A 22776-nucleotide genomic window follows, 5' to 3' on the forward strand; every position below is an offset into this window, starting at 1 on the left:
GCATGCAGCCATGTCATACACCTGGGACGACGAGGCGGGTGCGCTCCTGGCGCCCGGCCTGCGCGGCCGGGTGCGTGTCCTGGGCGGGCCGGGCACCGGCAAGAGCAGCCTGCTCATCGACGCTACCGTCGCCCAGATCGGCGCGGGCGTCGCTCCGGAATCGGTTCTGCTGCTTACCGGTTCCGGCCGGATGGGGCCGAGGGCGCGCGCTGCGTTGACGACGGCGCTGCTGGGATCGCGTTCCGCCGGCGCGGCCCGGGCCGCGGTTCGCGAGCCGTTGGTGCGCACCGTGCACAGCTACGCATATGCGGTGCTGCGCCGGGCCGCCGAACGCGCCGGCGACGCCCCCCCGCGGCTGGTCACCAGCGCCGAACAGGACGCCATCATCCGGGAACTGCTGGCCGGTGACCTCGAGGACGGGGCGAGCGCGTGGCCGGCCCACCTGCGGCCCGCGCTGGCCACCGCCGGGTTCGCCACCGAGCTGCGAAACCTGTTGGCGCGCTGCGCCGAACGGGGTGTCGATCCGCAGGAATTGGAGCGGCTCGGCCGTCGCTGCGGGCGCCCGGAATGGACCGCTGCCGGCCAATTCGCGCGGCAGTACGAGCAGGTGATGCTGCTGCGCGCGGCCGTCGGGACGGCGGCGCCGCAGGCCACGTCGCCGGCGTTCGGCGCCGCGGAGCTGGTCGGAGCCGCGCTGGAGGCCTTCGCCGTCGATCCGGAACTGCTGGCCGCCGAGCGCGCCCGGGTCCGCGTCCTGCTGATCGACGACGCGCAACAGCTCGACCCGCAGGCGGCCCGGCTGGTTCGGGTGCTGGCCGCGGGCACCGAGGTGACGCTGACCGCCGGTGACCCCTACCAGGCGGTGTTCGGCTTCCGGGGCGGCGAGGCGTCGGGGCTGCTGACCGACGATTCACCGGCGGTGACGCTCACGAGATCCCATCGCTGTGCTCCAGCCGTCGCGCGCGCCGTCAGCGGCGTCGCGCGCCGGTTGCCCGGCGGCAGCGCCGGCAGGTGCATCGAGGGCGTCGGGCCCGAGGACGGATCCGTCCATGCGCGGCTGGCCGCGTCGGCGCACGCGGAGGCGGCCCTGATCGCCGACGCGCTGCGGCGCGCCCACCTGATCGACGGGATCCCGTGGTCTCAGATGGCCGTCATCGTCCGGTCGGTGCCGCGCGCCGGGGCGCGGCTGCCGCGCGCTCTGGCCGCCGCCGGCGTCCCGGTGGCCGCACCCGCGTCAAGCGGACCGCTGTCCGACGAGCCGGCGGCGCGCGCGCTGCTCACCGTTCTGGCCGCCACCGCGGGAAGTCTCGACGGGGACCAGGCGCTGGCGTTGCTGACCGGCCCCATTGGCCGCGTCGACCCGGTGGCGCTGCGGCAGCTGCGCCGAACCCTGCAGCGCGCCAACGCTGATCGTGCGCCCGGCGACGTCGGCGGCCTGCTGGTGGAGGCCCTGCGGGCCGACTCGCCGCCGCACGGACCGCACGCCCGGGCGCTGGGGCGGGTGCGCGCGGTGCTGGACGCGGCCGCGCGCTGCCACGGCGCGGGCCAAGACCCGCGCTACACCCTGTGGGCCGCCTGGCATCGGTCGGGCCTGCAGCGCCGCTGGCTGTCGGCCAGCGAGCGCGGCGGCCCGGCCGGCGCCCAGGCCACCCGGGACCTCGAGGCGGTGACCGGCCTGTTCGACGTCACCGATCAGTACGTGTCCCGCACGCCCGGCGCGTCGCTGCGCGGGCTCGTCGAGCACGTCGCCGCGCTTCAGCTGCCCGGCGCCAACCCCGAGCCGGTGTCGCAGGCGGAGCAGGTCAGGGTGCTCAGCGTCCACGCCGCGCTGGGGCACGAATGGGACTTCGTGATCGTCGCCGGGCTGCAGGAAGGGCTGTGGCCCAACACGATTCCGCGCGGCGGCGTGCTGAACACGCAGCGGCTGCTCGACGCGCTCGACGGCGTCACCGCGGACGCGTCGGTGCGGGCACCGCTGCTGGCCGAGGAGCGCCGGCTGCTGGTGGCGGCGATGGGCCGGGCCCGGCGCCGGCTGCTGGTGACGGCCGTGGACAGCGACACCGACGGGACCGACGGGGACGCCGCGCTGCCGTCGGCGTTCTTCTCCGAGGTCGCGCAGTGGGCCGACGACGATCCCGTTGACGGGCAACCGATCTCGGCGCCCCGGGTGTTGTCCGCGGCGGCGCTGGTGGGCCGGCTGCGCGGCGTCGTGTGTGCGCCCGGCGGGGCGGTGGATGACGCCGTGCGCCGTTGCGCGGCAATGCAATTGGCCCGGTTGGCCGACGCGGGTGTGCCCGGCGCCGACCCGGCCGGCTGGCATGGCCTGATCCCGGTCAGCACGACGGAGCCGCTGCGGTCCGCCGCGGCGCCCGTCACGCTGACGCCCTCGACCCTGCAGACGCTCAACGACTGCCCGCTGCGCTGGCTGGCTGAACGGCACGGCGGAACCGACGCGCGGGATCTGCGGTCCACGATCGGCTCGGTGCTGCACGCGCTGATCGCCGAACCGGCCAGGACGGAATCCGAACTGCTGGCCGAGCTGGACCGGGCCTGGAAGCACCTGCCCTTCGACGCGCGGTGGCATTCGGCCAACGAGCTGGCCCGGCACCGCGCGATGGTCGCGGCCTTCGTGCAGTGGCGGGCGCAGACCCGGGGCGAGCTGACCGAGGTCGGCGTCGAGGTGGGCGTCGACGGAACGCTGACCCAGCCGCGCGATAACGGCGGCGAGATCCGGCTGCGCGGGCGAGTCGACCGGCTGGAACGCGACGCGGCCGGCCGGCTGGTGATCGTCGACATCAAGACCGGCAAGAGCCCCGTCAGCAAGGACGATGCCCAACAACACGCGCAGCTCGCGATGTATCAGCTGGCGGTGGCCGAGGGCATGATCGACGCGGGAGCCGAGCCCGGCGGGGCGCGGCTGGTCTATGTCGGCAAGACCGGGGCCGGCGGCGCGACGGTGCGTGAGCAGGATCCGCTGACCGCGGCGGCGCTCGACGACTGGCGCGACCTCGTCCGGCGGGCCGCCGACGCGACGGCCGGGCCGCAGTTCATCGCCCGGCGCAACGACGGCTGCACCCACTGCCCGATACGGCGGTGCTGCCCGGCCCACGTCGACGGGGCAACGCCGTGACCCCACGCTACAGCCCGGCCGAATTAGCTTGCGCGCTGGGGCTTTTCCCGCCCACCGACGAGCAGGCCGCCGTCATCGCCGCACCGCCGGGGCCGCTGGTCGTCATCGCCGGCGCCGGCGCCGGCAAGACCGAGACGATGGCCGCGCGGGTGGTGTGGCTCGTCGCCAACGGCTACGCGGCGCCCGGCCAGGTGCTCGGGCTGACGTTCACCCGCAAGGCCTCCGGGCAGCTGCTGCGCCGGGTCCGGTCCCGACTGGCCCGGCTGGCCGGCATCGGCCTCGGGGCGACCGGCGAAGCGGACGCGACCCCCGCGGTCAGCACCTACCACGCCTTCGCCGGCTCGCTGCTGCGCGACCACGGCCTGCTGCTGCCCGTCGAGCCGGACACCCGGCTGCTCGGCGAGACCGAGCTGTGGCAGCTGGCCTTCGACGTGGTCAGTGGGTACCGGGGCGAGCTGCGGACCGACAAAACACCGGCCGCTGTCACCTCGATGGTGCTGCGGCTGTGGGGGCAGCTGGCCGAGCATCTCGTCGACACCGGCCAGCTGCGCGACACCCACGTCGAGCTGGAGCGGCTGATCCACGCGTTGCCGGCAGGCCCCTACCAGCGCGACCGCGGGCCCAGCCAGTGGCTGCTGCGGCTGCTGGCCACCCAGACCGAGCGCGCCGAGCTGGTGCCGCTGCTCGACGCGCTGCACCAGCGGATGCACGCCGCGAAGGCGATGGACTTCGGCATGCAGATGGCGTCGGCCGCGCGGCTGGCGGTGGCCTTCCCGCAGGTGGGTCAGGAGCTGCGGAACCGCTACCGCGTGGTGCTGCTCGACGAGTACCAGGACACCGGGCACGCCCAACGCATCGCGCTGTCGGCGCTGTTCGGCGGCGGCGCCGACGACGGGCTGGCGCTGACGGCCGTCGGCGATCCGATTCAGTCGATCTACGGCTGGCGCGGCGCCTCGGCGACCAACCTGCCGCGGTTCTCCACCGACTTCCCCCGCTCCGACGGCACCCCGGCGCCGGTCTTGGAGCTGCGGACCAGCTGGCGCAACCCGCCGCGCGCCCTGCGGGTGGCCAACGCGATCTCGGCGGAGGCGCGGCGCCGGTCGGTCGCGGTGCGCGCCCTGCGCCCCCGCCCGGGCGCCGCGCCCGGCACCGTGCGCTGCGCGTTGCTCTCCGACGTGGCGGCCGAGCGCGAATGGATTGCCGACCAGATCCATGAGCGGTACCGGCAGGGTGACGGCGCCGCCCCGCCGACCGCCGCGGTGCTGGTGCGCCGCAACGCCGACGCGGCGCCCGTCGCCGACGCGCTGCGCGCGCGCGGAATCCCGGTCGAGGTGGTGGGTTTGGCCGGCCTGTTGTCGATCCCCGAGGTCGCCGACGTGGTGGCCATGCTGCGGCTGGTGGCCGATCCGACCGCCGGCGCGGCGGCCATGCGGGTGCTGACCGGCCCGCGCTGGCGCCTCGGCGGTCGCGACATCGCCGCGCTGTGGCAGCGTGCGGTGGCCCTGGCCGGGGAACGCCCGGGCGCGACGTCGCCCGAGTCGATCGCGATGGCGGCCGGGCCCGACCCCGATACGGCCTGCCTGGCCGACGCGATCAGCGATCCCGGCCCGGCCGGCGCGTACTCGGTCACGGGCTATCGGCGCATCGCCGCGCTGGCCGCCGAACTGGGCGCTCTGCGCGGCCACCTCGGTCACTCGCTGCCCGACCTGGTCGCCGAGGTGCGCCGGGCGCTGGGTGTCGACTGCGAGGTCCGCGCCGGCGCGGCGATCTCGGCCGGATGGACCGGCGCCGAGCAACTCGACGCCTTCGCCGACGTCGTCGCAGGCTACGCCGAGCGAACACGCGCCGCGGCAGACCAGCCGGTGACGGCGTCGGTCGCCGGCCTGCTGGCCTACCTCGACGCCGCCGAGGCGGTGGAGAACGGTTTACCGCCGGCCCCGGCGGCGGTCGCGCGCGACCGGGTGCAGGTCCTCACGGTGCACTCGGCGAAGGGCCTGGAGTGGCAGGTCGTTGCGGTCGCGCACCTGTCGGGCGGCATCTTCCCGTCGACCGCGTCGCGCAGCACCTGGCTCACCGACCCCGCCGAGCTGCCGCCCCTGTTGCGCGGCGACCGCGCCTCGGCGGGCGCGCTGGGCATCCCGGTGCTGGACACTTCGGCTGTCACCCATCGAAAGCAGCTGTCGGACAAGATCTTCGAGCACCGGCGCCAACTCGAGCAGCGGCGCGTCGACGAGGAACGCCGGCTGCTGTACGTGGCGATCACCCGGGCCGAGGACACCCTGCTGCTGTCCGGCCACCAGTGGGGAGCCACCGGGGTCAAACCGCGCGGCCCGTCGGAGTTCCTATGCGAGCTCAAGGACATCATCGACCGTTCGGCCGCCGACGGCGATCCGTGCGGGGTGGTGGACCACTGGGCGCCCGACCCGGCCGACGGCGAGCGAAATCCCATGCGCGACAACGTCGTCGAGGCGGTGTGGCCCGCCGACCCGTTGGCCGCGCGGCGCGCCGCCGTCGAAGCCGGGGCCGCGCTGGTGGCCGGGGCCATGGCGGGCGAGCTGGACGGGGCCGGCGCCGACGTCGACGGGTGGGCGGCCGACGTCGACGCGCTGTTGGCCGAGCGGGTGCGGTCGGCCGCACCACCCGTCCACGCGCTGCCCAGCCAGGTCTCGGTGAGCGGGCTGGTCGACCTGGCGCGCGACCCGGTGGCCGCGGCGCAGCGGTTGGTGCACCGGCTGCCCACGCGCCCGGACCCGCATGCGTTGCTCGGCAACGCCTTTCACGCGTGGGTGCAGCGGTTCTACGGCGCCGACTCGCTGTTCGATCTCGGCGACCTGCCCGGCGCGGCGGACTCCGAGGTCGGCGACACCCGGGAATTGGCCGCGCTGCAGGCGGCGTTCGCCCAATCGCGGTGGGCGGCCCGCACGCCGGTGGCCGTCGAGGTGCCGTTCGAGATGCCGATCGGCGAGACGGTGGTGCGCGGTCGCATCGACGCCGTGTTCGCCGACCCCGACGGCGGGGCCACCGTCGTGGACTGGAAGACCGGCGAGCCCCCGCGCGGGGCGGAAGCCATGCGGCAGGCCGCGGTCCAGCTCGCCGTCTACCGCCTGGCCTGGGCGGCGCTAACGCAAGTCCCGGAGTCGTCGGTGCGCACCGCCTTCTACTACGTGCGCACCGGCGCCACCGTCACCCCCGACGAACTGCCGGATCCCGCCGAGCTGGCCGCATTGCTGGGCGACCCGATACCCGGTGGGCGGCCAGCCAGCGTGGTTACATAGGAGTCGTGGGCAACGGTAGGGCGCGCAAGCTCAGCGGCCTGGACGAAACCCTGACCGCTCAGCCCGGTCACCAGTTGGTCGGCGTGCTGCGCATCCCCGAGGACCCCGCCAGCCCCACCCGCGTCATCACCCGCCGGGTCGCGATCGCGCTGCTGGTGTTGTTGGCCGCCACCGTCGTCGTGTACCTGGATCGCGGCGGTTACCGCGATGTGCGGGGCGGGCGCCTGACGTTCCTGGACTGCCTGTACTTCTCGGCGGTGTCGCTGTCGACCACCGGCTACGGCGACATCACCGCGTACTCGGAAACCGCGCGCCTGGTCAACACGGTGGTCTTCACGCCGCTGCGGATCGCGTTTCTGGCGGTGCTGGTCGGCACCACGCTGGAGGTGCTCTCGGAGCGGTCCCGGCAGGCGTGGAAGATTCAGCGTTGGAGGAGCAAAGTGCGCAACCACACCATCGTGATCGGCTACGGCACCAAGGGCAAAACGGCGGTGGGCGCCATCCTCGGCGACGAGGCCTCCCAGGGCGAGGTCGTCGTCGTCGACATGGATCCGTCCGCCCTCGAACACGCCGCGACGGCCGGGCTGGTCACCGTGCGCGGCGACGCCACCAGATCCGATGTGCTGCGGCTGGCCGGGGCGCAGCACGCGGCCTCCATCGTCGTCGCCACCAGCCGCGACGACACCGCCGTGCTGGTCACGCTGACGGCGCGGGAGATCGCGCCCAAGGCCAAGATCGTGGCCTCGATCCGCGAGGCCGAGAACCAGCACCTGTTGCAGCAATCGGGCGCCGACTCGGTGGTGGTCTCCTCGGAGACGGCCGGCCGGCTGCTCGGCCTGGCCACCAGCACCCCAAGTGTGGTGGAGATGATCGAGGATCTGCTGACTCCCGACGCCGGGCTGGCCATCGCCGAACGCGAGGTCGAACCGACCGAAATCGGTGGATCCCCAAGGCATCTGCGCGACATCGTGCTCGGTGTGGTGCGCGACGGCCACCTGCTGCGCATCGGCGCCCCCGAAGTGGACGCCATCGAGGCCACCGACCGGCTGCTCTACATCAAGCACGCGGGGCACTAGTGCCGGATTTTCAGCTGCAGAGCGTTCCACTGCTGTCGCGCGTCGGCGCCGACCGGGCCGACCAACTCCGCACCGACGTCGAGGCGGCGACGGCCGGATGGGCGGATGCGGCGCTGCTGCGGGTGGATTCGCGCAACCAGGTGCTGGTCGCCGACGGGCGGGTGGTGCTCGGCGCCGCGGCCGCGCTGGCCGACAAACCGCCGCCCGACGCGGTGTTCCTGGGCCGCATCGAGGGCGGCCGCCACGTCTGGGCCGTCCGTGGCGCGCTGCAGGCGCCCGAGGACCCCGACGTGAAAACCGAAGTGCTGAACCTGCGCAGCCTCGGCCCGATCTTCGACGACACCAGCAGCCAGCTGGTGTCGTCGGCCATCGCGCTGCTGAATTGGCATGACAGCGCGCGATTCAGCTCGGTGGACGGCTCACCGACGCGACCCGCCCGGGGCGGCTGGGCGCGCGTCAACCCCGTCACCGGCCACGAGGAGTTCCCGCGCATCGACCCGGCGGTGATCTGCCTGGTCCACGACGGCGGCGACCGCGCGGTGCTGGCCCGCCAGGCGGTGTGGCCCGAGCGGATGTTCTCGCTGCTGGCCGGGTTCGTCGAGGCCGGTGAGTCTTTCGAGGTGTGCGTCGCCCGCGAGATCCGCGAGGAAATCGGCCTGACCGTGCGCGACGTGCGCTACCTGGGCAGCCAGCCGTGGCCGTTCCCGCGCTCGCTGATGGTCGGCTTCCACGCCGTGGGCGACCCGGGCGAGGAGTTCTCGTTCAACGACGGCGAGATCGCCGAGGCGCAATGGTTCACCCGCGACGAGGTGCGCGCGGCGCTGGCGGCCGGCGACTGGACCAGCGCCTCGGAGTCGAAACTCCTACTGCCCGGCTCGATTTCAATCGCCCGGGTGATCATCGAGTCGTGGGCCGGGCTGGATTGAGCCCCGTCAACCGGCCTCGGCCAGCTTCGCCTTGACCTGGGCCGCGCTCGGGTTGGTCAGCGTGGACCCGTCGGCGAACTTCACCGTCGGGACCGTCCGGTTGCCGCCGTTGACCGAGCTGACGAACTGCGCGGCGGCCGGGTCCTGTTCGATGTCGACCTCGTCGTAGGAGATGCCGTCGGAGCGCAGCGCCGTCTTGAGCCGGTGACAATAACCACACCAGGACGTCGAGTACACGGTGATGGACATAGCCGCATTAACGTAGCGCGTCGACGATGAATTCCGAAGCGACGCGATTCACGCGTGGCGATGCGCCCGGTTTGTCGGACATCGCTGACAAGATGGACGCCATGCCGATGCTCGCCGATCCGCTGACCGCGGAACTGGACGATGAGCAGCGCGAGGCCGTGCTGGCGCCCCGCGGGCCGGTCTGTGTGCTCGCCGGCGCCGGAACGGGCAAGACCCGCACCATCACGCACCGCATCGCCCAGCTCGTCGCGGGCGGCCACGTCGCCGCCGGCCAGGTCCTCGCGGTCACGTTCACCCAGCGGGCGGCGGGGGAGATGCGCTCGCGGTTGCGCGCGCTCGCCGACTCCGGCGACGCGGGTCCCGGCGTCGGCGCCGTGCAGGCGCTGACCTTCCACGCGGCCGCGCACCGCCAGCTGCGGTACTTCTGGCCGCGGGTCGTCGGCGACACGGGCTGGCAGCTGCTCGACAGCAAGTTCGCGGTCGTCGCCCGCGCGGCCAGCCGGTGCCGGATGAACGTCAGCACCGACGACGTGCGCGACCTCGCCGGGGAGATCGAGTGGGCCAAGGCGTCGCTGATCGGTCCCGAGGAGTACGCGCCCGCCGTCGCCGACGCCGGCCGCGACGTCCCGATGGACGCCAAGCAGATCGCCGCCGTCTACACCGCCTACGAGGCGCTGAAGGTCCGCGACGAGTCGGTGACGCTGCTGGACTTCGACGACCTGTTGCTGCACACGGCCGCCGCCATCGAGAACGACGCGGCCGTGGCCGACGAGTTCCGCGGCCGCTACCGCTGCTTCGTCGTCGACGAGTACCAGGACGTCACCCCGCTGCAGCAGCGGGTGCTCGCGGCCTGGCTGGGCGACCGCGACGACCTGACCGTCGTCGGCGACGCCAACCAGACCATCTACTCGTTCACCGGGGCCACCCCCCGGTTCCTGCTCGATTTCTCCCGGCGGTTCCCGGAAGCCACGGTGGTGCGCCTGGAACGCGACTACCGCTCCACCCCGCAGGTGGTGTCGCTGGCCAATCAGGTGATCGCCGCCGCGCGCGGCCGTGTCGCCGGCAGCAAGCTGCAGCTGTCCGGCCAGCGCCCGCCCGGCCCCGCGCCGACGTTTCACGAGCACCCCGACGAAACCGTCGAGGCCGCCGCGGTCGCCAAGTCGATCGCCCGGCTGATCGAATCCGGCACCGCACCATCGGAAATCGCGGTGCTCTACCGGGTCAACGCGCAATCCGAGGTCTACGAGGAGGCCCTGACCGAGGCCGGCATCACCTACCAGATCCGCGGTGGCGAGGGGTTTTTCAACCGTCAGGAGATCAAGCAGGCGCTGTTGGCGCTGCAGCGCGCGGCCGACCGGGGCGACCCGGACCCGCAAGCCCCGTTGCCCGACGTCGTGCGTGCGGTCCTGGAGCGGCTGGGGCTGACGGCCGAGGAGCCGACCGGCACCCGGGCCCGGGATCGCTGGGAGGCGCTGGCCGGGCTGGCCGAGCTGGTCGACGACGAGGTGGCGCAGCGCCCGCAGCTCGACCTGCCCGGGCTGCTGGCCGAGCTGCGGATGCGCGCCGACTCGCGCCACCCGCCGGTGGTCCAGGGCGTCACGCTGGCCTCGCTGCACGCCGCGAAGGGACTCGAGTGGGACGCGGTGTTCTTGGTCGGGCTGGCCGACGGCACGCTGCCCATCTCGCACGCGCTGGCGCACGGACCCGAAAGCGAGGCCGTCGAGGAGGAGCGTCGGCTGCTGTATGTCGGAATCACCAGGGCGCGAATACATTTGGCGCTCAGCTGGGCGCTGGCCCGCAGCCCCGGCGGACGGCAGAGCCGCAAGCCGTCCCGGTTCCTCAACGGCATCGCGCCGCAGACACGCGGCGACGCCGCGCCGGCCAGGTCCCGGCGCAACCGCGGGGCCGCGACGCGCTGCCGGATCTGCAACAACAACCTGACCACCCCGGCGGCCATCATGCTGCGCCGCTGCACGACGTGCGCAGGCGACGTCAACGAGGACCTGCTGCTCAAGCTCAAGGCGTGGCGCCTCAACATCGCCACCGAACAGAAGATGCCGCCGTACATCGTGTTCAGCGACAACACCCTGATCGCGATCGCCGAGCTGCTTCCCGACGACGAGGCGGCGCTCATCGCGATCCCGGGTATCGGCGCGCGAAAGCTCGAGCAGTACGGGCCCGACGTGCTCGAGCTGGTCCGCCAGGCCCGCTGAGGGTGCCGAAATCCCAGGTCAGAAAATAAGTTGTGGGCGGCGGCCGCTAACATTTACCCTCGAAACCGCAGACTGCTGCCAGCCGAGAGGAGGTTCGCCACGATGATCACCAACGCGTTTGGTGTATGCGTGGCCGCCGCGGTGTTCCCCGCGGCTACCTCCCATGCCTCCCACGCCGCCGTGTCGGCGGCAGCGGTTAAGCACCGTGTCGCCGCCGCGACCGACGCGTCCGTGAATCGGGGTCATACCTAACTAGCCCGGTTTTGCCCAGATGGCCACGGACCCGAAGTCAAAAGGATCCGTGGCCACAGTTATCTGGGAAGCCTCCCAGCCTGGTCCGGATCACCACGAAGGAAACCCGACCAGGAAGCAGGTGAGCAGGACATGTCGGCACTGCCAGTCCGAAGACCGACGCTGCCGGAATTGCCTTGTCACGTCGACGATCCCGACCTGTGGTTCGCCGAGGCCCCGGCCGACCTCGAGCGCGCCAAGACGCTGTGCGCGGGCTGCCCGGTCCGCCGCCAGTGCCTGACGGCGGCGCTGGAACGGGCCGAGCCCTGGGGCGTGTGGGGCGGCGAGATCCTCGAGCGCGGCTCGATCGTCAGCCGCAAACGACCGCGTGGCCGGCCGCGCAAGGATGTCGTGGCGGCCTAACGCCTAGACGACCGCGGTGTCGGGCTCGGCGAAACCGGGGATCAGTTCCTCCGACAGCGCCTTGATCGGCACGTGCGCGTCCAGCTGGCAGAGGATCGCGGCGACCGACGCGATGACGCGCATCGGTATCGCCAGCTTGGGCGGCAGGTCCATCTGCCGGGCGGTCTTGATCTGCGAAACCGACCGGTCCATCTGAACCAGGGTCATCCTCTGCAGCCACTTACGGGTGTAGTGGAAGACGTCGACCTGGATGGGTTCGACGTACTGGCGCAGCATTTCGTCGATGTCGCGGACCGACACCTGCTGGCCCTTCTGGATGAAGCCGACCTTCTCCATCGTCGGCAACAGCAGGTCGTAGTTCTTGTCGCGCGCCAACCGGATCGTCATGCCGAGCTCGACGGGATAGCCACCCGGCAGCGGCGCGACCGCACCGAAGTCGATGACGCCCATCCGGCCGTCGGGCATCAGCATGAAATTCCCCGGGTGGGCGTCGCCGTGCAGCATCCCCAGCCGGCGCGGCGCGTCGAAGGTGAGCTCGAGCAGCCGGGTGCCGATCAGGTCGCGCTGCTCGCGGGTCCCGGTGCGGATGATCTCCGCCATGTGGATCCCCTCGATCCACTCCTGGACCACCACCTTGGGCGCGCTGGCCACCACGTGCGGCACCAGGAAGTGCGGGCTCTCGTGATACGCCTTGGCGAACTTGCGCTGGTTGTCGGCCTCCAGCCGGTAGTCGAGTTCCATCTCGGTGCGCTGGATCAGCTCGTCGACCACGCCCTGGACGTCCGCGCCCGGCGAGAGCTGTTTGACGACGCCGACCATCCGCTGCATGGTCTTGAGGTCGGCGCGCAGCGCCTCGTCGGCGCCCGGGTACTGGATCTTGACGGCGACGTCGCGGCCGTCCGACCACACCGCCCTGTGCACCTGGCCGATGCTGGCCGAGGCGATCGGGGTGTCGTCGAACGAGCTGAACCGGTCCCGCCACTTGGTGCCCAGTTGGGCGTCCAGCACCCGGTGCACCTTGGCGGCGGGCAGCGGCGGGGCGTCCTTCTGCAGCTTGGTCAGCGCTTCGCGGTAGGGCTCGCCGTACTCCTCGGGGATCGCGGCCTCCATCACCGACAGGGCCTGGCCGACCTTCATCGCCCCGCCCTTGAGCTCCCCCAGCACGGTGAACAACTGGTTGGCGGCCTTCTCGAGCATCTCGGCCTGGACTTCGTCCTTGGACTTGCCCGTCAGCCGCTTGCCGAAGCCCAGGGCCGCCCGGCCGGCGAAGCCGACGGGGATGCTGGCCAGCTTCGCGTTGCGCGCAGCGCGGCCGCGTTTGATGTCTGCCACGTATCCATCATCCACGACGGTCGGCGCGCGGGACCCGTGATCCGGACCATAGGTTGTCTTTGCACTTGGGAGACGAGGAGACAAAGCCATGGCAGCAAAGCAAGCCCAGCACGACGCCGCCGACGCGCTGTATCGGGCGATCATCGAAACGCTGGACAAGAACCGGAACGACGGCACCCTGACGGCGCCGGTGCTGGAGGAACTGGCCAGGGCGTACGCCTCGGTCTCGACGTGCGTCCCGGACCAGGGGCGGCTCGGCTAGCACGAGCACAGTGGATGCTTGGTCCACTGACGCGCGACGATCGACCCGGCGCCCAGGTCGAACTCCAGCGTCGCGTTCAGCGCGGGCGGCGGCGCGGGGTCGGGCACCGCCTGCTGGCCGCGTACCGCCGCGATGACGCGGTTCACCTGGCTGAGGGCTAGGGCCGCGGTCGCCAGCAGGGTGGCCCGGTCGGCCACGCCGACGGTGTCGCGCAGCTGGGCGGCGATGGCCGGCCACGCGGCGTCGCGGTCGCTGCGGTGCAGGTCGGCACACCCCAGGCAGCTGGTCACGCCGGGGATGACCAGCGGGCCCACCAGTCCGGTGCCGTCCCGCACGCGAACGGGAAGGTGCGGCACGCCCCGGGCGTGCAGCTCGCGCACCATGCGCGGGTCGGCGACCAGGTAGTCCGACAGCACCACCAGGTCGACGGCGTCGGGGGACACCGCGGCGTGCGGCTGGCTGCTGTGCGCCACGCGGGCCCCCGAGCAGCGCAGCGAATCCACGAGCAGCTCGGACAGCGGTCCGCGGCCATGGATGCGGATCGATGCCGCCCGGCCCCGGGGGCGACGGCATTCGCTCGCGACGCCCGCGCCCACCAGTTGCGCGACGAGGTGTGTCAGACCGTCACAATCCCGCAGGCCGCGGTCGACGGCCTGGCGCCGCAGCTCGGACAGCGGCGTCGGTGACCGCATCGACCGCAGCAGCGTGGCCAGCTCGGCGGCGGCCAGGCCGCACGGCGGGCGCACCAGCACGGCCCGGCGCGGGTCCCAGCCGACCTGCACGGCGCCGTCGGGCCGCAGCAGCACCGGAAGCGCCGGATCCAGCGCGTACAGCGAAAGCACGGCGGCCCGGGTCATGGGTCCAGACTGTGCCAGCCCGACGGCCGCGCCGCGCTCGGTTATCCACAGCGCCGTCACCCGGTGACGACGATCGATTTCTGCCCGACCTTCCAGGCGGTCATGAAGCGTTTGATGCTGACCTTCGTGTCCGCGTGGTCGGCGTAGGGGTCGTTGAGGTGAACGGTGTCGTTGTTGGTGTCGACCCCGGTGACCACGAGCAGGTGGTCGGGCGCGCTGCGCTGGTCGTCGCCGTCCAGGATGGTTCCGCCGTTGACCCACGCGATGACCTTGCGGCCGGCGCCGAGGTACTGCTCCAGCGCCGGCAGCCCGGTCTGGTCGGGCTCGGTGTCGTAGATCATCTGCGATTTGATGCCGTAGTGCTCGAGCAGTACGACGGTGTCGGCCATGTCGATGCCGCCCTTCTCCGTCTCGTGCCCGGGGTCGCCGGTGGGCAGGTAGATCGGGCCGTCGCGGATCACCGAGGGTGTGTTCTGGGCCAGCTTGATGATCTGCGTCTCGGTCGGGGCGTTGCCCGTGACCTCGCCGACCACGTCGGCCACCGACGCCAGCCCGCAGGTGTCCTCCAGCGACTGCTGCACCCAGTATTTGGCCGCCGCCTCGGGGTCGCCGTACACGCCGTCGGCGGTACTCCGTACCGTCGCCGTCGGCGGCGAGCTGCCGTGGGTTGTGGTGGCTGACGGGGTCGCCGGGCCGCATCCCGACACCGTGGCAACGCCCGCCAGACCGATGCAAGCGCAAACCAGGGCAGCGCGCACAGCGGTGGCAATCCTGACCATGTTCGCTCGCAAATAGTCGGCCCGACATTCGACTGGTGTGCAACGTAGCACCGCCAGCAAACGGCCGCGAGCTAATCAGCCATCGTGGGAATCGGGATCCTCGAGCTTGGCGATGGCCTCGTCGATGCCACTGGTGTCGCCGCCGATGACCCGGTCGATGAAGCCGGCCGGCTCGTCGAGGTCCTCGGCCCCGGGCAGCAGATCGGGGTGTTGCCAGACGGCGTCGCGCGCGTCGGCCCCGGCGGCCTCCGTCAGCCGCTCCCACAGCGCGGCCGCCTCGCGCAGCTTGCGCGGGCGCAGCTCGAGGCCGACCAGCGTCGCGAACGTCTGCTCGGCCGGCCCGCCGCTGGCCCGGCGGCGGCGCAGCGTCTCGCTGAGCGCGGCGGTGCCCGGGATCCGATCGCCCAGGGCGGCGGTGACCACCACCTGCACCCAGCCGTCGATCAGCGCCAGCAGCGTCTCGAGCCGCTCCAGCGCCTGCTTCTGCGCCGGCGTCGCCTTCGGCTCGAAGACGCCCTGCCCGAGCAACTCCTCGATGGCCGCCGGATCCGACAGCGACGCCGGATTGAAGTCGCGCGCCAGCTCCTCGATGCCGGACATGTCGATCTTCATGCCGCTGGCGTAGGCCTCGACCGCGCCCAGCAACTGGCTGGACAGCCAGGGCACGTGGCTGAACAGCCGGTGGTGCGCCGCCTCGCGGGCGGCCAGAAAGGTCAGGATCTCGCTGCGCGGCTGCTCGAGTCCGGAGGCGAAGGAGTCGACGGCGTCCGGCATGATCGCGGCCACCCCCTTGGGGCCGAGCGGCAGGCCGATGTCGGTCGAGGTCAGCACCTCGCGGGACAACCGTCCCAGCGCCTGGCCGAGTTGCGAGCCGAACGCCATGCCGCCCATCTGCGACATCATCGCCATCAGCGGGCCGGCCATGCTCTTGGCCTCTTCGGGCAGGGACGACGCCCACACCGTGGCGATCTGCTCGGCCATCGGGTCGCACAGCCGCTTCCAGGTCTCCAGCGTGTTGTCGACCCAGTCGCCGGGGCTCCAGCCCACCGCCTTCGACGTGCCCGCGGGCAGCGCCGTCGCGCCGTCCAGCCAGGTCTCGGCGAGGTGGACCGCGTCGGCGATGGCCTTGGTCGTGGAGGCGGGAATGGGCGCGACGAACCCGATCGAGCTCGACGCGACCCGGCGCGCCAATTCGTAGTTCACCGGGCCCGACGCCTTGCCGCCGGCCATCACGGTGCCCGCGCTGGAAAACATCTGGCCCAGCTGGGTGAAGATCTGCCCGAGGTCGCCCATGCCGAACTCGCCGCCCAGGCCGAAGGCGCCCAACGGGTCGGATCCTCCCGAGCCGGAACCGGGATCTTTCTTCTCCCGCTCCGGGTCGTCGCCGGAGGAAAAGCCGAATGGCAGGTCAGGCATAACGTCAACGGTACTCACCGCGGGCACCCGACGCGCCATCTGTGGTCACGCTCGTAGCTGAACGAGGCCGAGCGGGCGCCGGATAGGGTAAGCCCGTGAACAGGCGGATTCTCACGTTGATCGTCGCGCTGGTGCCGATCGTGGCCTTCGGCGTGCTGCTCGCGGTGGTGACGGTGCCGTTCGTGTCGCTGGGACCGGGCCCGACGTTCGACACGCTCGGTGAGGTCGACGGCAAGCAGGTGGTCGCGATCGAAGGCACCCAGACGCAACCGACGACGGGCCACCTCAACATGACGACGGTCTCCCAGCGCGACGACCTGTCGCTGGGCGAGGCGCTGACGCTGTGGCTGTCCGGCCAGGAACAGCTGATCCCGCGCGACCTCGTCTACCCGCCGGGCAAGTCGCGCGAGGACGTCGACAAGGCCAACAACGCCGACTTCAAGAACTCCGAGGACAGCGCCGCCTATGCCGCGCTGGGGTTCTTGAAGTACCCGGCCGCGGTCACCGTCGCGACGGTCACCGACCCCGGCCCGTCGGCGGGCAAGCTGAAGTCCGGCGACGCGATCGACGCGGTCAACGGCACCCCGGTCGCCAGCGTCGAGCAGTTCACCGGATTTTTGAAGGGCACCAAACCCGGTCAGGTGGTGACGATCGACTATCGCCGCAAGAACGACGCGTCCGGCCCGATCGGCACCACGCAAATCACGTTGGGCACGAACAAGGATCGTGACTACGGCTTCATGGGTGTGGCGGTCCTCGACGCGCCGTGGGCGCCGTTCACCGTCGACTTCAACCTCGCCAACGTGGGCGGGCCGTCGGCCGGGCTGATGTTCAGCCTGGCGGTGGTCGACAAGCTCACCACCGGTGACCTGGCCGGGTCGACGTTCATCGCGGGAACTGGCACCATCTCCGTCGACGGCAAGGTGGGCCAGATCGGCGGCATCACGCACAAGATGGCCGCCGCCCACTCGGCCGGCGCCACCGTGTTCCTGGTGCCGGCGAAGAACTGCTACGAGGCGACCTCGGACAATCCGTCCGGCCTGCGCCTGGTGAAGGTCGAAAACCTCAGCCAGGCGGTGGACGCGCTGCACGCCATCAAGTCGGGCGGTCAGACCCCCAGCTGCTAGCCCGTGTAGCCCCGCCGGTCGAAACCGAGGCCCCCTCTCTCCGAAACGGAGAGCCGCTGATGCGGGCTGCGAACGGGTGGGCGGCGCAGGTACTGGGCGAACCCATTCGACGATGTAGTCGAGGTCGACGAGCAACCGGCCGGGATGGGGCGGCGCCGGCTCGACCGCGACGGCGTGCACGGCACAGTCGTGCCAGCTCATCTGGTCGAAGTCCGCGTCGGTCCACACCGCCTTGGCGATTGTCGGGCCGGCGCTTCCGCTCTGATCCGCCACTGCCCAAGCAGACCACACCCGGCGTCCAGCAATGCGTAGAGTTGTGACCGTTCTAGAAAATCTCTAGCAACCAGCAAGATCAGGGAGCGTAGCCAGTGGGGATGCGGCCCACCGCAAGGATGCCGAAGCTGACCCGGCGCAGCCGGATTCTGATCCTGATCGCACTGGGTGTGATCGTTTTGCTGCTCGCCGGTCCGCGGCTGATCGACGCCTACGTCGACTGGCTGTGGTTCGGTGAGCTCGGCTACCGCTCGGTGTTCACCACGGTGCTGGTCACCCGCATCGTCGTGTTCCTGGTCGCGGGCCTGCTGGTGGGCGGCATCGTGTTCACCGGGCTCGCGTTGGCCTACCGCGCCCGGCCGGTGTTCGTGCCGAGCAACACCAACGATCCCGTGGCGCGCTACCGCGCCGTCGTGATGTCGCGCCTACGGCTGGTCGGCATCGGAATCCCCGCTGCCGTCGGTCTGCTGGCGGGCATCATCGCGCAGAGCTATTGGGTGCGGGTCCAGCTGTTCATGCACGGCGGGACCTTCGGCATCAGGGATCCCCAATTCGGCAAGGACCTCGGGTTCTACGCTTTCGAGCTGCCGTTCTACCGGCTGCTGCTCAGCTACATGTTCGTGGCGGTGTTCCTGGCGTTATTGGCGAACATCTTGGCGCACTACATCTTTGGCGGCATCCGGTTGTCCGGCCGGACCGGGGCGCTGAGCCGCTCGGCGCGCATCCAGCTGGTGAGCCTGGTCGGGGTGCTGGTGCTGCTCAAAGCCGTCGCCTATTGGCTGGACCGCTACGAGCTGCTGTCGCACACCCGCGGCGGGAAGCCGTTCACCGGCGCCGGCTACACCGACATCAACGCGGTACTGCCGGCCAAGCTGATCCTGATGGCGATCGCCCTGATCTGCGCCGCCGCGGTGTTCTCGGCGATCGTGCTGCGCGACTTGCGGATTCCCGCCATCGGCCTGGTCCTGCTGCTGCTGTCGTCGCTGATCGTGGGGGCCGGGTGGCCGTTGATCGTCGAGCAGATCAGCGTCCGGCCCAACGCCGCGCAAAAGGAAAGCGAATACATCAGCCGCAGCATCACCGCGACGCGCCAGGCCTACGGCCTGACGTCGGACCAGGTGAGCTACCGCAACTACACCGGCGACGGGCAGGCCACCGCCCAGCAGGTCGCGGCCGACCGCGCGACGACCTCGAACATCCGCCTACTCGACCCCACGATCGTCAGCCCGGCGTTCACCCAGTTCCAGCAGGGCAAGAACTTCTACTTCTTCCCCGACCAGCTGTCCATCGACCGCTATCTCGACCGCAACGGGGCGTTGCGCGACTACGTCGTCGCGGCCCGGGAGCTCAACCCGGACAGGCTGATCGACAACCAGCGCGACTGGATCAACCGGCACAGCGTCTATACCCACGGCAACGGGTTCATCGCGTCGCCGGCCAACACGGTGCGCGGAATCGCCAACGACCCCAACCAAAACGGTGGCTACCCCGAGTTCCTGGTCAACGTCGTCGGCGCCAATGGCAGCGTGGTGTCCGACGGGCCGGCGCCGCTGGACCAGCCGCGCATCTACTACGGGCCCGTCATCTCCAACACCTCCGCCGACTACGCGATCGTCGGCAAGAACGGCAACGACCGCGAATACGACTACGAGACCAGCGCCGAAACCAAGAACTACACCTACAGCGGGCTCGGGGGAGTGCCGATCGGCAGCTGGATCTCGCGCAGCGTGTTCGCGGCGAAGTTCGCCGAGCGGAACTTCTTGTTCTCCAACGTGATCGGGTCCAACAGCAAGATCCTGTTCAATCGGGATCCCGCCCGCCGGGTGGAGGCGGTGGCGCCGTGGCTGACGACCGACAGCGCCGTGTACCCGGCGATCGTCAACAAGCGGCTGGTGTGGATCATCGACGGCTACACCACCCTGGACAACTACCCGTACTCGGAACTGACTTCCTTGGAGTCCGCGACCGCCGACTCCACCGAGGTGGCGTTCAACCGCCTGGCGCCCGACAAGAAGGTCTCCTACATCCGAAACTCGGTGAAGGCCACCGTCGACGCCTATGACGGCACCGTCACGCTGTACCAGCAGGACGAATCCGATCCGGTCCTCAAGGCCTGGATGCAGGTGTTTCCGGGCACCGTCAAACCCAAGAGCGACATCACCCCCGAGCTTTCCGAACACCTGCGTTACCCCGAGGACCTGTTCAAGGTGCAGCGGATGCTGCTGGCCAAGTACCACGTCAACGACCCCGTGACGTTCTTCTCCACGTCGGATTTCTGGGACGTGCCGCTGGACCCGAACCCCACCGCCAGCAGCTACCAGCCGCCCTATTACATCGTCGCGAAAAACATTGCCAAGAACGACAATTCGGCGTCATACCAGTTGATCAGCGCGATGAACCGGTTCAAGCGCGACTACCTGGCCGCCTACATCAGCGCCAGCTCCGACCCGGCGACGTACGGCAAGATCACCGTGTTGACCATCCCGGGTCAGGTCAACGGCCCGAAGCTGGCCAACAACGCGATCACCACCGACCCGGCGGTGTCCCAGGACCTCGGCGTGATCGGGCGCGACAACCAGAACCGGATCCGGTGGGGCAACCTGCTGACGCTGCCGGTTGGCCAAGGTGGGCTGCTCTACGTCGAACCCGTCTACGCCTCGCCGGGGGCCAGCGACGCCGCGTCGTCGTACCCGCGGTTGATCCGGGTGGCGATGATGTACAACGACAAGATCGGATACGGCCCGACGGTGGGTGACGCCCTCAACGGGCTCTTCGGGCCCGGCGCGGGCGCGACCGCGACCGGGATACAGCCCACCGAGCCCGGCGCGGCCCCGAACCCGACCCCGCCGGCCAGCCCGGCCGGGCCCGCCGGCCCGCCGGTGCCCGCGGCGCCACCCGGCCCGCCGCCGCCCACCGCCGTGCCGCCATCCCCGGACGGCTCGACCACGCTGTCCCCGGCCAAGGCGGCCGCCCTGCAGGAGATCCAGGCCGCGATCGGCGCGGCGAAAGACGCCCAGAAGAAGGGCGATTTCGCCGCCTACGGTGCGGCGCTGCAGCGGCTGGACGACGCGATCAACAAGTACAACGCCACGAAATAACTTGCCGCGAACGCGCGTGTTGGTACGGCGACACGCTGTAAACGTTGGCATTCTGCGCACCCTCGCGCAGCGCTAAGGGGCCTGCAACCGCCGGGCCACCTCGCCGTAGCGCTCGAAGCGCTCGTGGTTGCCCTGGGCGTTGTAGAACACCAGGCGCGTCGCGATCCGACCGTACTTCTTCCTCAACGCGCCGGCCAGGCCGTCCCATGTGGACTCGGTGGCGAAGGCGGCGATGTGCTCGTCGCTGATCTGGGCCGCCATCCCGGCGAAGTCCCCGGCCTTCTGCTTCTCGCGAATGCGCGCCGTCGTCCCCTCGAACCCGGCCTCGTCCCAGATGAACGCGTAGTTGGGTGTGCTGCCGTAGAAGGACATGCTGGCGCGCACCGACTCGCGTTCGTTGTCGCGCTCCTCGTCGGTGTCCCCGACGATCGCCATCACCGGCACGATCACCGCGATGTCCGACGGCGCGCGCCCCGCCTTCGCCGCCCCGTCCGCGATGTTGGGCACGACGTGACGGGCGAGGTAGCCCGGCTCGCCGAGCGGGTGGACATGCACGCCGTCGGCCACCTCGCCCGCCATCCGCAGCATCCACGGATTGACCGCCGCCACATCGACTTTCGGGTCCGGCGCGTCGATGGGTCCGGCGCTCCACTGCGGGCTGATGAAGTCGAGACTGTAGAAGTCGCCGTGGTGATCGAGCTTGCCCGTCCGGAAGGCGGTGAAGCACGCCTTCACCGCGAGCACATAGTCGCGCAGCCGTGGGCCCGGGCGTTCGAACGCCATGCCATATCGCCGCACGACGTGCGTGCGCACCTGCGTGCCGAGACCGAGCCGGAACTTCCCACCGGTCGCCTCCTGAAGCTCCCAGGCGGTGGCCGCCGTGATGAAGGGGCTGCGCGGGAAGGCGACCGCGACGCCCGTGGACAGCTCGAGGCCGGGCGCGGCCTGCGAGGCGACGGCGGCGTTGAGGTAGGGCGTGCGTCCGGTCTCGGTGAGCAGCAGGCCGGAGAACCCCGCCGCCTGGGTGCGACGGGCGAGGTCGCCGACCCTGTCCAGCGGCTGCGGGACCGCCATCACGTCAATGTGCATGGCGGAACAGTATGCTCCCGTCGCTCAGCCGCGGGACGCGGTCCGGAATCTGTCCCGGTAGGCCTTCGGCGAGACGCCGAGGTGGTCGACGAACACCCGCCGGAGGGTTTCGGGGCTGCCGAACCCGGCGATGCGGGCCGTGTCGGCGACGCTGCGGCCGGCGTCGAGCGCGGCGCGGGCGGCGTCGATGCGCACCATCTCGACATAGCGGGCCGGCGTCGTGCCGAGGTCGGACTGGAATAGCCGGGTCAGCTGCCGCGTGCTCAGGGAGGCCTGCGCGGCAAGCGATTTCACGCTGTGGTTGGCCGCCGGGTCGGCCGCGATCGCCTCGGTGACCTTGCGCAGAGGGGACTGCGGCGGGGGGTCGGCCTCGACCAGCGTCGAGAATTGCGACTGGCCGCCCGCCCGCTTGAGGTAAACGACCAGCCACCGGGCCACGTCGCGGACCAGCTCGGTGCCGTGATCCATTTCGACGAGCGCCAGCGCCAGGTCGATGCCCGACGACACCCCGGCCGAGGTGAAGACGTCGCCGTCGCGGACGAACAGCGCGTCCGGCTCGACGGCGACGTCGGGGAAGGCCCGGGCGAACAGCCGGGCGTCATGCCAGTGCGTGGTGGCGCGCCTGCCGTTGAGCAGGCCGGCCTGCGCCAGGATGAACGACCCTGTGCAAATCGACGCCAGGCGCCGGGTCCGCTCCGCGGCCGACTTGACCGCGTCGACCAGCGCGGGATCGATGGCCCGCCGCGGCAGGTTGTCGCTGCCGGCGACCAGGATGATGTCGGCCGACTCGATCGTCGACAGCGCGTCCGTGACGCCCAGTCGGGTCCCGATCGAGGTCGTCACGTCGCGGCCGTCCACCGACGCGATCTTCAGCTGGTAGTCGGCGCCGAATCGGTTCGCCTCGGCGAAGACCTCACCGGCCCCCGCGACGTCGAGCATCGTCACCTCATCGAAGACGACGATGACCACGACCCGCGACCGCACCCCGGCTTCCGCCACGGGCCCATTGTCTCAATCTGG

At 71.2% G+C, this 22776-nt stretch carries 16 protein-coding genes; 9 read left to right on the forward strand and 7 right to left on the reverse strand.

Annotated features, from left to right (window positions below; translation table 11 throughout):
* The first annotated feature begins 10 nt into the window (after positions 1-10).
* The 4 genes from AC5Y2S_RS16825 to nudC are packed head-to-tail and all read left to right on the forward strand — an operon-like array spanning position 11 to position 8407.
* Positions 11-3130: an ATP-dependent helicase gene (locus tag AC5Y2S_RS16825; protein ID WP_499957212.1), complete on the forward strand. Its 3120-nt coding sequence runs from the start codon at positions 11-13 to the stop codon at positions 3128-3130.
* On the forward strand, positions 3097-6405 hold the full coding sequence (locus AC5Y2S_RS16830; protein WP_499957411.1) for an ATP-dependent helicase: 3309 nt from the start codon (positions 3097-3099) through the stop codon (positions 6403-6405). Before AC5Y2S_RS16825 ends, AC5Y2S_RS16830 begins: the two co-directional genes overlap by 34 nt.
* A 5-nt stretch (positions 6406-6410) precedes the next feature.
* Complete coding sequence (locus AC5Y2S_RS16835; protein ID WP_499957213.1) at positions 6411-7481, forward strand: potassium channel family protein; 1071 nt, start codon at positions 6411-6413, stop codon at positions 7479-7481.
* Complete coding sequence (nudC, locus tag AC5Y2S_RS16840; RefSeq protein ID WP_499957214.1) at positions 7481-8407, forward strand: NAD(+) diphosphatase; 927 nt, start codon at positions 7481-7483, stop codon at positions 8405-8407. Before AC5Y2S_RS16835 ends, nudC begins: the two co-directional genes overlap by 1 nt.
* 6 nt (positions 8408-8413) lie before the next feature.
* Here the strand turns inward: nudC and mrx1 are convergent, their stop codons facing one another.
* A complete protein-coding gene (gene mrx1 / locus AC5Y2S_RS16845) occupies positions 8414-8656 on the reverse strand; it encodes a mycoredoxin Mrx1 (protein ID WP_499901378.1) in 243 nt (80 codons plus the stop codon).
* A 101-nt stretch (positions 8657-8757) separates the two neighbouring features.
* Here mrx1 and AC5Y2S_RS16850 point away from each other — a divergent pair, with 101 nt between their 5' ends.
* Together AC5Y2S_RS16850 and AC5Y2S_RS16855 are read left to right on the forward strand one after the other, a co-directional pair.
* On the forward strand, positions 8758-10869 hold the full coding sequence (locus tag AC5Y2S_RS16850) for an ATP-dependent DNA helicase UvrD2 (RefSeq protein WP_499957412.1): 2112 nt from the start codon (positions 8758-8760) through the stop codon (positions 10867-10869).
* A 384-nt stretch (positions 10870-11253) separates the two neighbouring features.
* Positions 11254-11523, forward strand: coding sequence for a WhiB family transcriptional regulator (locus AC5Y2S_RS16855; protein ID WP_499957215.1), 270 nt, complete (start codon positions 11254-11256; stop codon positions 11521-11523).
* Positions 11524-11526: 3 nt separating this feature from the next.
* Here the strand turns inward: AC5Y2S_RS16855 and AC5Y2S_RS16860 are convergent, their stop codons facing one another.
* The gene (locus tag AC5Y2S_RS16860) at positions 11527-12870 is read right to left on the reverse strand and encodes a macrolide-binding ATPase MABP-1 (RefSeq protein ID WP_499957216.1); all 1344 of its coding nucleotides are present in this window, start codon (positions 12868-12870) and stop codon (positions 11527-11529) included.
* Positions 12871-12943: 73 nt separating this feature from the next.
* Between AC5Y2S_RS16860 and AC5Y2S_RS16865 the strand changes: the two genes are divergently transcribed.
* Entirely contained in the window at positions 12944-13117 is a 174-nt protein-coding gene (locus AC5Y2S_RS16865; protein ID WP_499957217.1) for a hypothetical protein, read from the forward strand.
* Here the strand turns inward: AC5Y2S_RS16865 and AC5Y2S_RS16870 are convergent.
* The 3 genes from AC5Y2S_RS16870 to AC5Y2S_RS16880 form a co-directional block, all read right to left on the reverse strand.
* Positions 13114-13974 (reverse strand): cyclodehydratase, encoded by an 861-nt coding sequence (locus AC5Y2S_RS16870; RefSeq protein WP_499957218.1) that lies wholly within the window; start codon positions 13972-13974, stop codon positions 13114-13116. The two genes, AC5Y2S_RS16865 and AC5Y2S_RS16870, sit on opposite strands and share 4 nt — an antisense overlap.
* 56 nt (positions 13975-14030) lie before the next feature.
* Positions 14031-14591, reverse strand: a complete 561-nt coding sequence (locus AC5Y2S_RS16875; protein WP_499957219.1) for a C39 family peptidase — start codon at positions 14589-14591, stop codon at positions 14031-14033.
* Positions 14592-14828: 237 nt separating this feature from the next.
* Positions 14829-16187 carry a zinc-dependent metalloprotease gene (locus AC5Y2S_RS16880; protein WP_499957220.1) on the reverse strand — a complete coding sequence of 453 codons (1359 nt, stop codon included), beginning with the start codon at positions 16185-16187 and terminating at the stop codon, positions 14829-14831.
* Positions 16188-16264: 77 nt separating this feature from the next.
* On the opposite strand from AC5Y2S_RS16880, the gene AC5Y2S_RS16885 reads away from it, so the two are divergent.
* Together AC5Y2S_RS16885 and AC5Y2S_RS16890 are read left to right on the forward strand one after the other, a co-directional pair.
* Positions 16265-17296 (forward strand): YlbL family protein, encoded by a 1032-nt coding sequence (locus AC5Y2S_RS16885; RefSeq protein WP_499957221.1) that lies wholly within the window; start codon positions 16265-16267, stop codon positions 17294-17296.
* A 368-nt stretch (positions 17297-17664) separates the two neighbouring features.
* A complete protein-coding gene (locus AC5Y2S_RS16890) occupies positions 17665-20667 on the forward strand; it encodes a UPF0182 family protein (RefSeq protein WP_499957222.1) in 3003 nt (1000 codons plus the stop codon).
* Positions 20668-20739: 72 nt separating this feature from the next.
* Here the strand turns inward: AC5Y2S_RS16890 and AC5Y2S_RS16895 are convergent, their stop codons facing one another.
* Both AC5Y2S_RS16895 and AC5Y2S_RS16900 read right to left on the reverse strand, forming a co-directional pair.
* Complete coding sequence (locus AC5Y2S_RS16895; RefSeq protein WP_499957223.1) at positions 20740-21756, reverse strand: TIGR03617 family F420-dependent LLM class oxidoreductase; 1017 nt, start codon at positions 21754-21756, stop codon at positions 20740-20742.
* Between the two features lie 24 nt (positions 21757-21780).
* Complete coding sequence (locus tag AC5Y2S_RS16900) at positions 21781-22755, reverse strand: GlxA family transcriptional regulator (RefSeq protein ID WP_499957224.1); 975 nt, start codon at positions 22753-22755, stop codon at positions 21781-21783.
* Positions 22756-22776 lie beyond the last annotated feature (21 nt).

The organism is Mycobacterium sp. NGS69, assembly GCF_059812165.1.

Excerpts from the sequence above, each read along its gene's own strand:
- AC5Y2S_RS16850 (WP_499957412.1), top strand. The coding sequence starts at position 8,758 with ATGCCGATGCTCGCCGATCCGCTGACCGCGGAACTGGACGATGAGCAG.
- AC5Y2S_RS16865 (WP_499957217.1), top strand. The coding sequence starts at position 12,944 with ATGGCAGCAAAGCAAGCCCAGCACGACGCCGCCGACGCGCTGTATCGG.
- AC5Y2S_RS16895 (WP_499957223.1), bottom strand. The coding sequence starts at position 21,756 with ATGCACATTGACGTGATGGCGGTCCCGCAGCCGCTGGACAGGGTCGGC.
- AC5Y2S_RS16870 (WP_499957218.1), bottom strand. The coding sequence starts at position 13,974 with ATGACCCGGGCCGCCGTGCTTTCGCTGTACGCGCTGGATCCGGCGCTT.
- mrx1 (WP_499901378.1), bottom strand. The coding sequence starts at position 8,656 with ATGTCCATCACCGTGTACTCGACGTCCTGGTGTGGTTATTGTCACCGG.
- AC5Y2S_RS16855 (WP_499957215.1), top strand. The coding sequence starts at position 11,254 with ATGTCGGCACTGCCAGTCCGAAGACCGACGCTGCCGGAATTGCCTTGT.
- AC5Y2S_RS16825 (WP_499957212.1), top strand. The coding sequence starts at position 11 with ATGTCATACACCTGGGACGACGAGGCGGGTGCGCTCCTGGCGCCCGGC.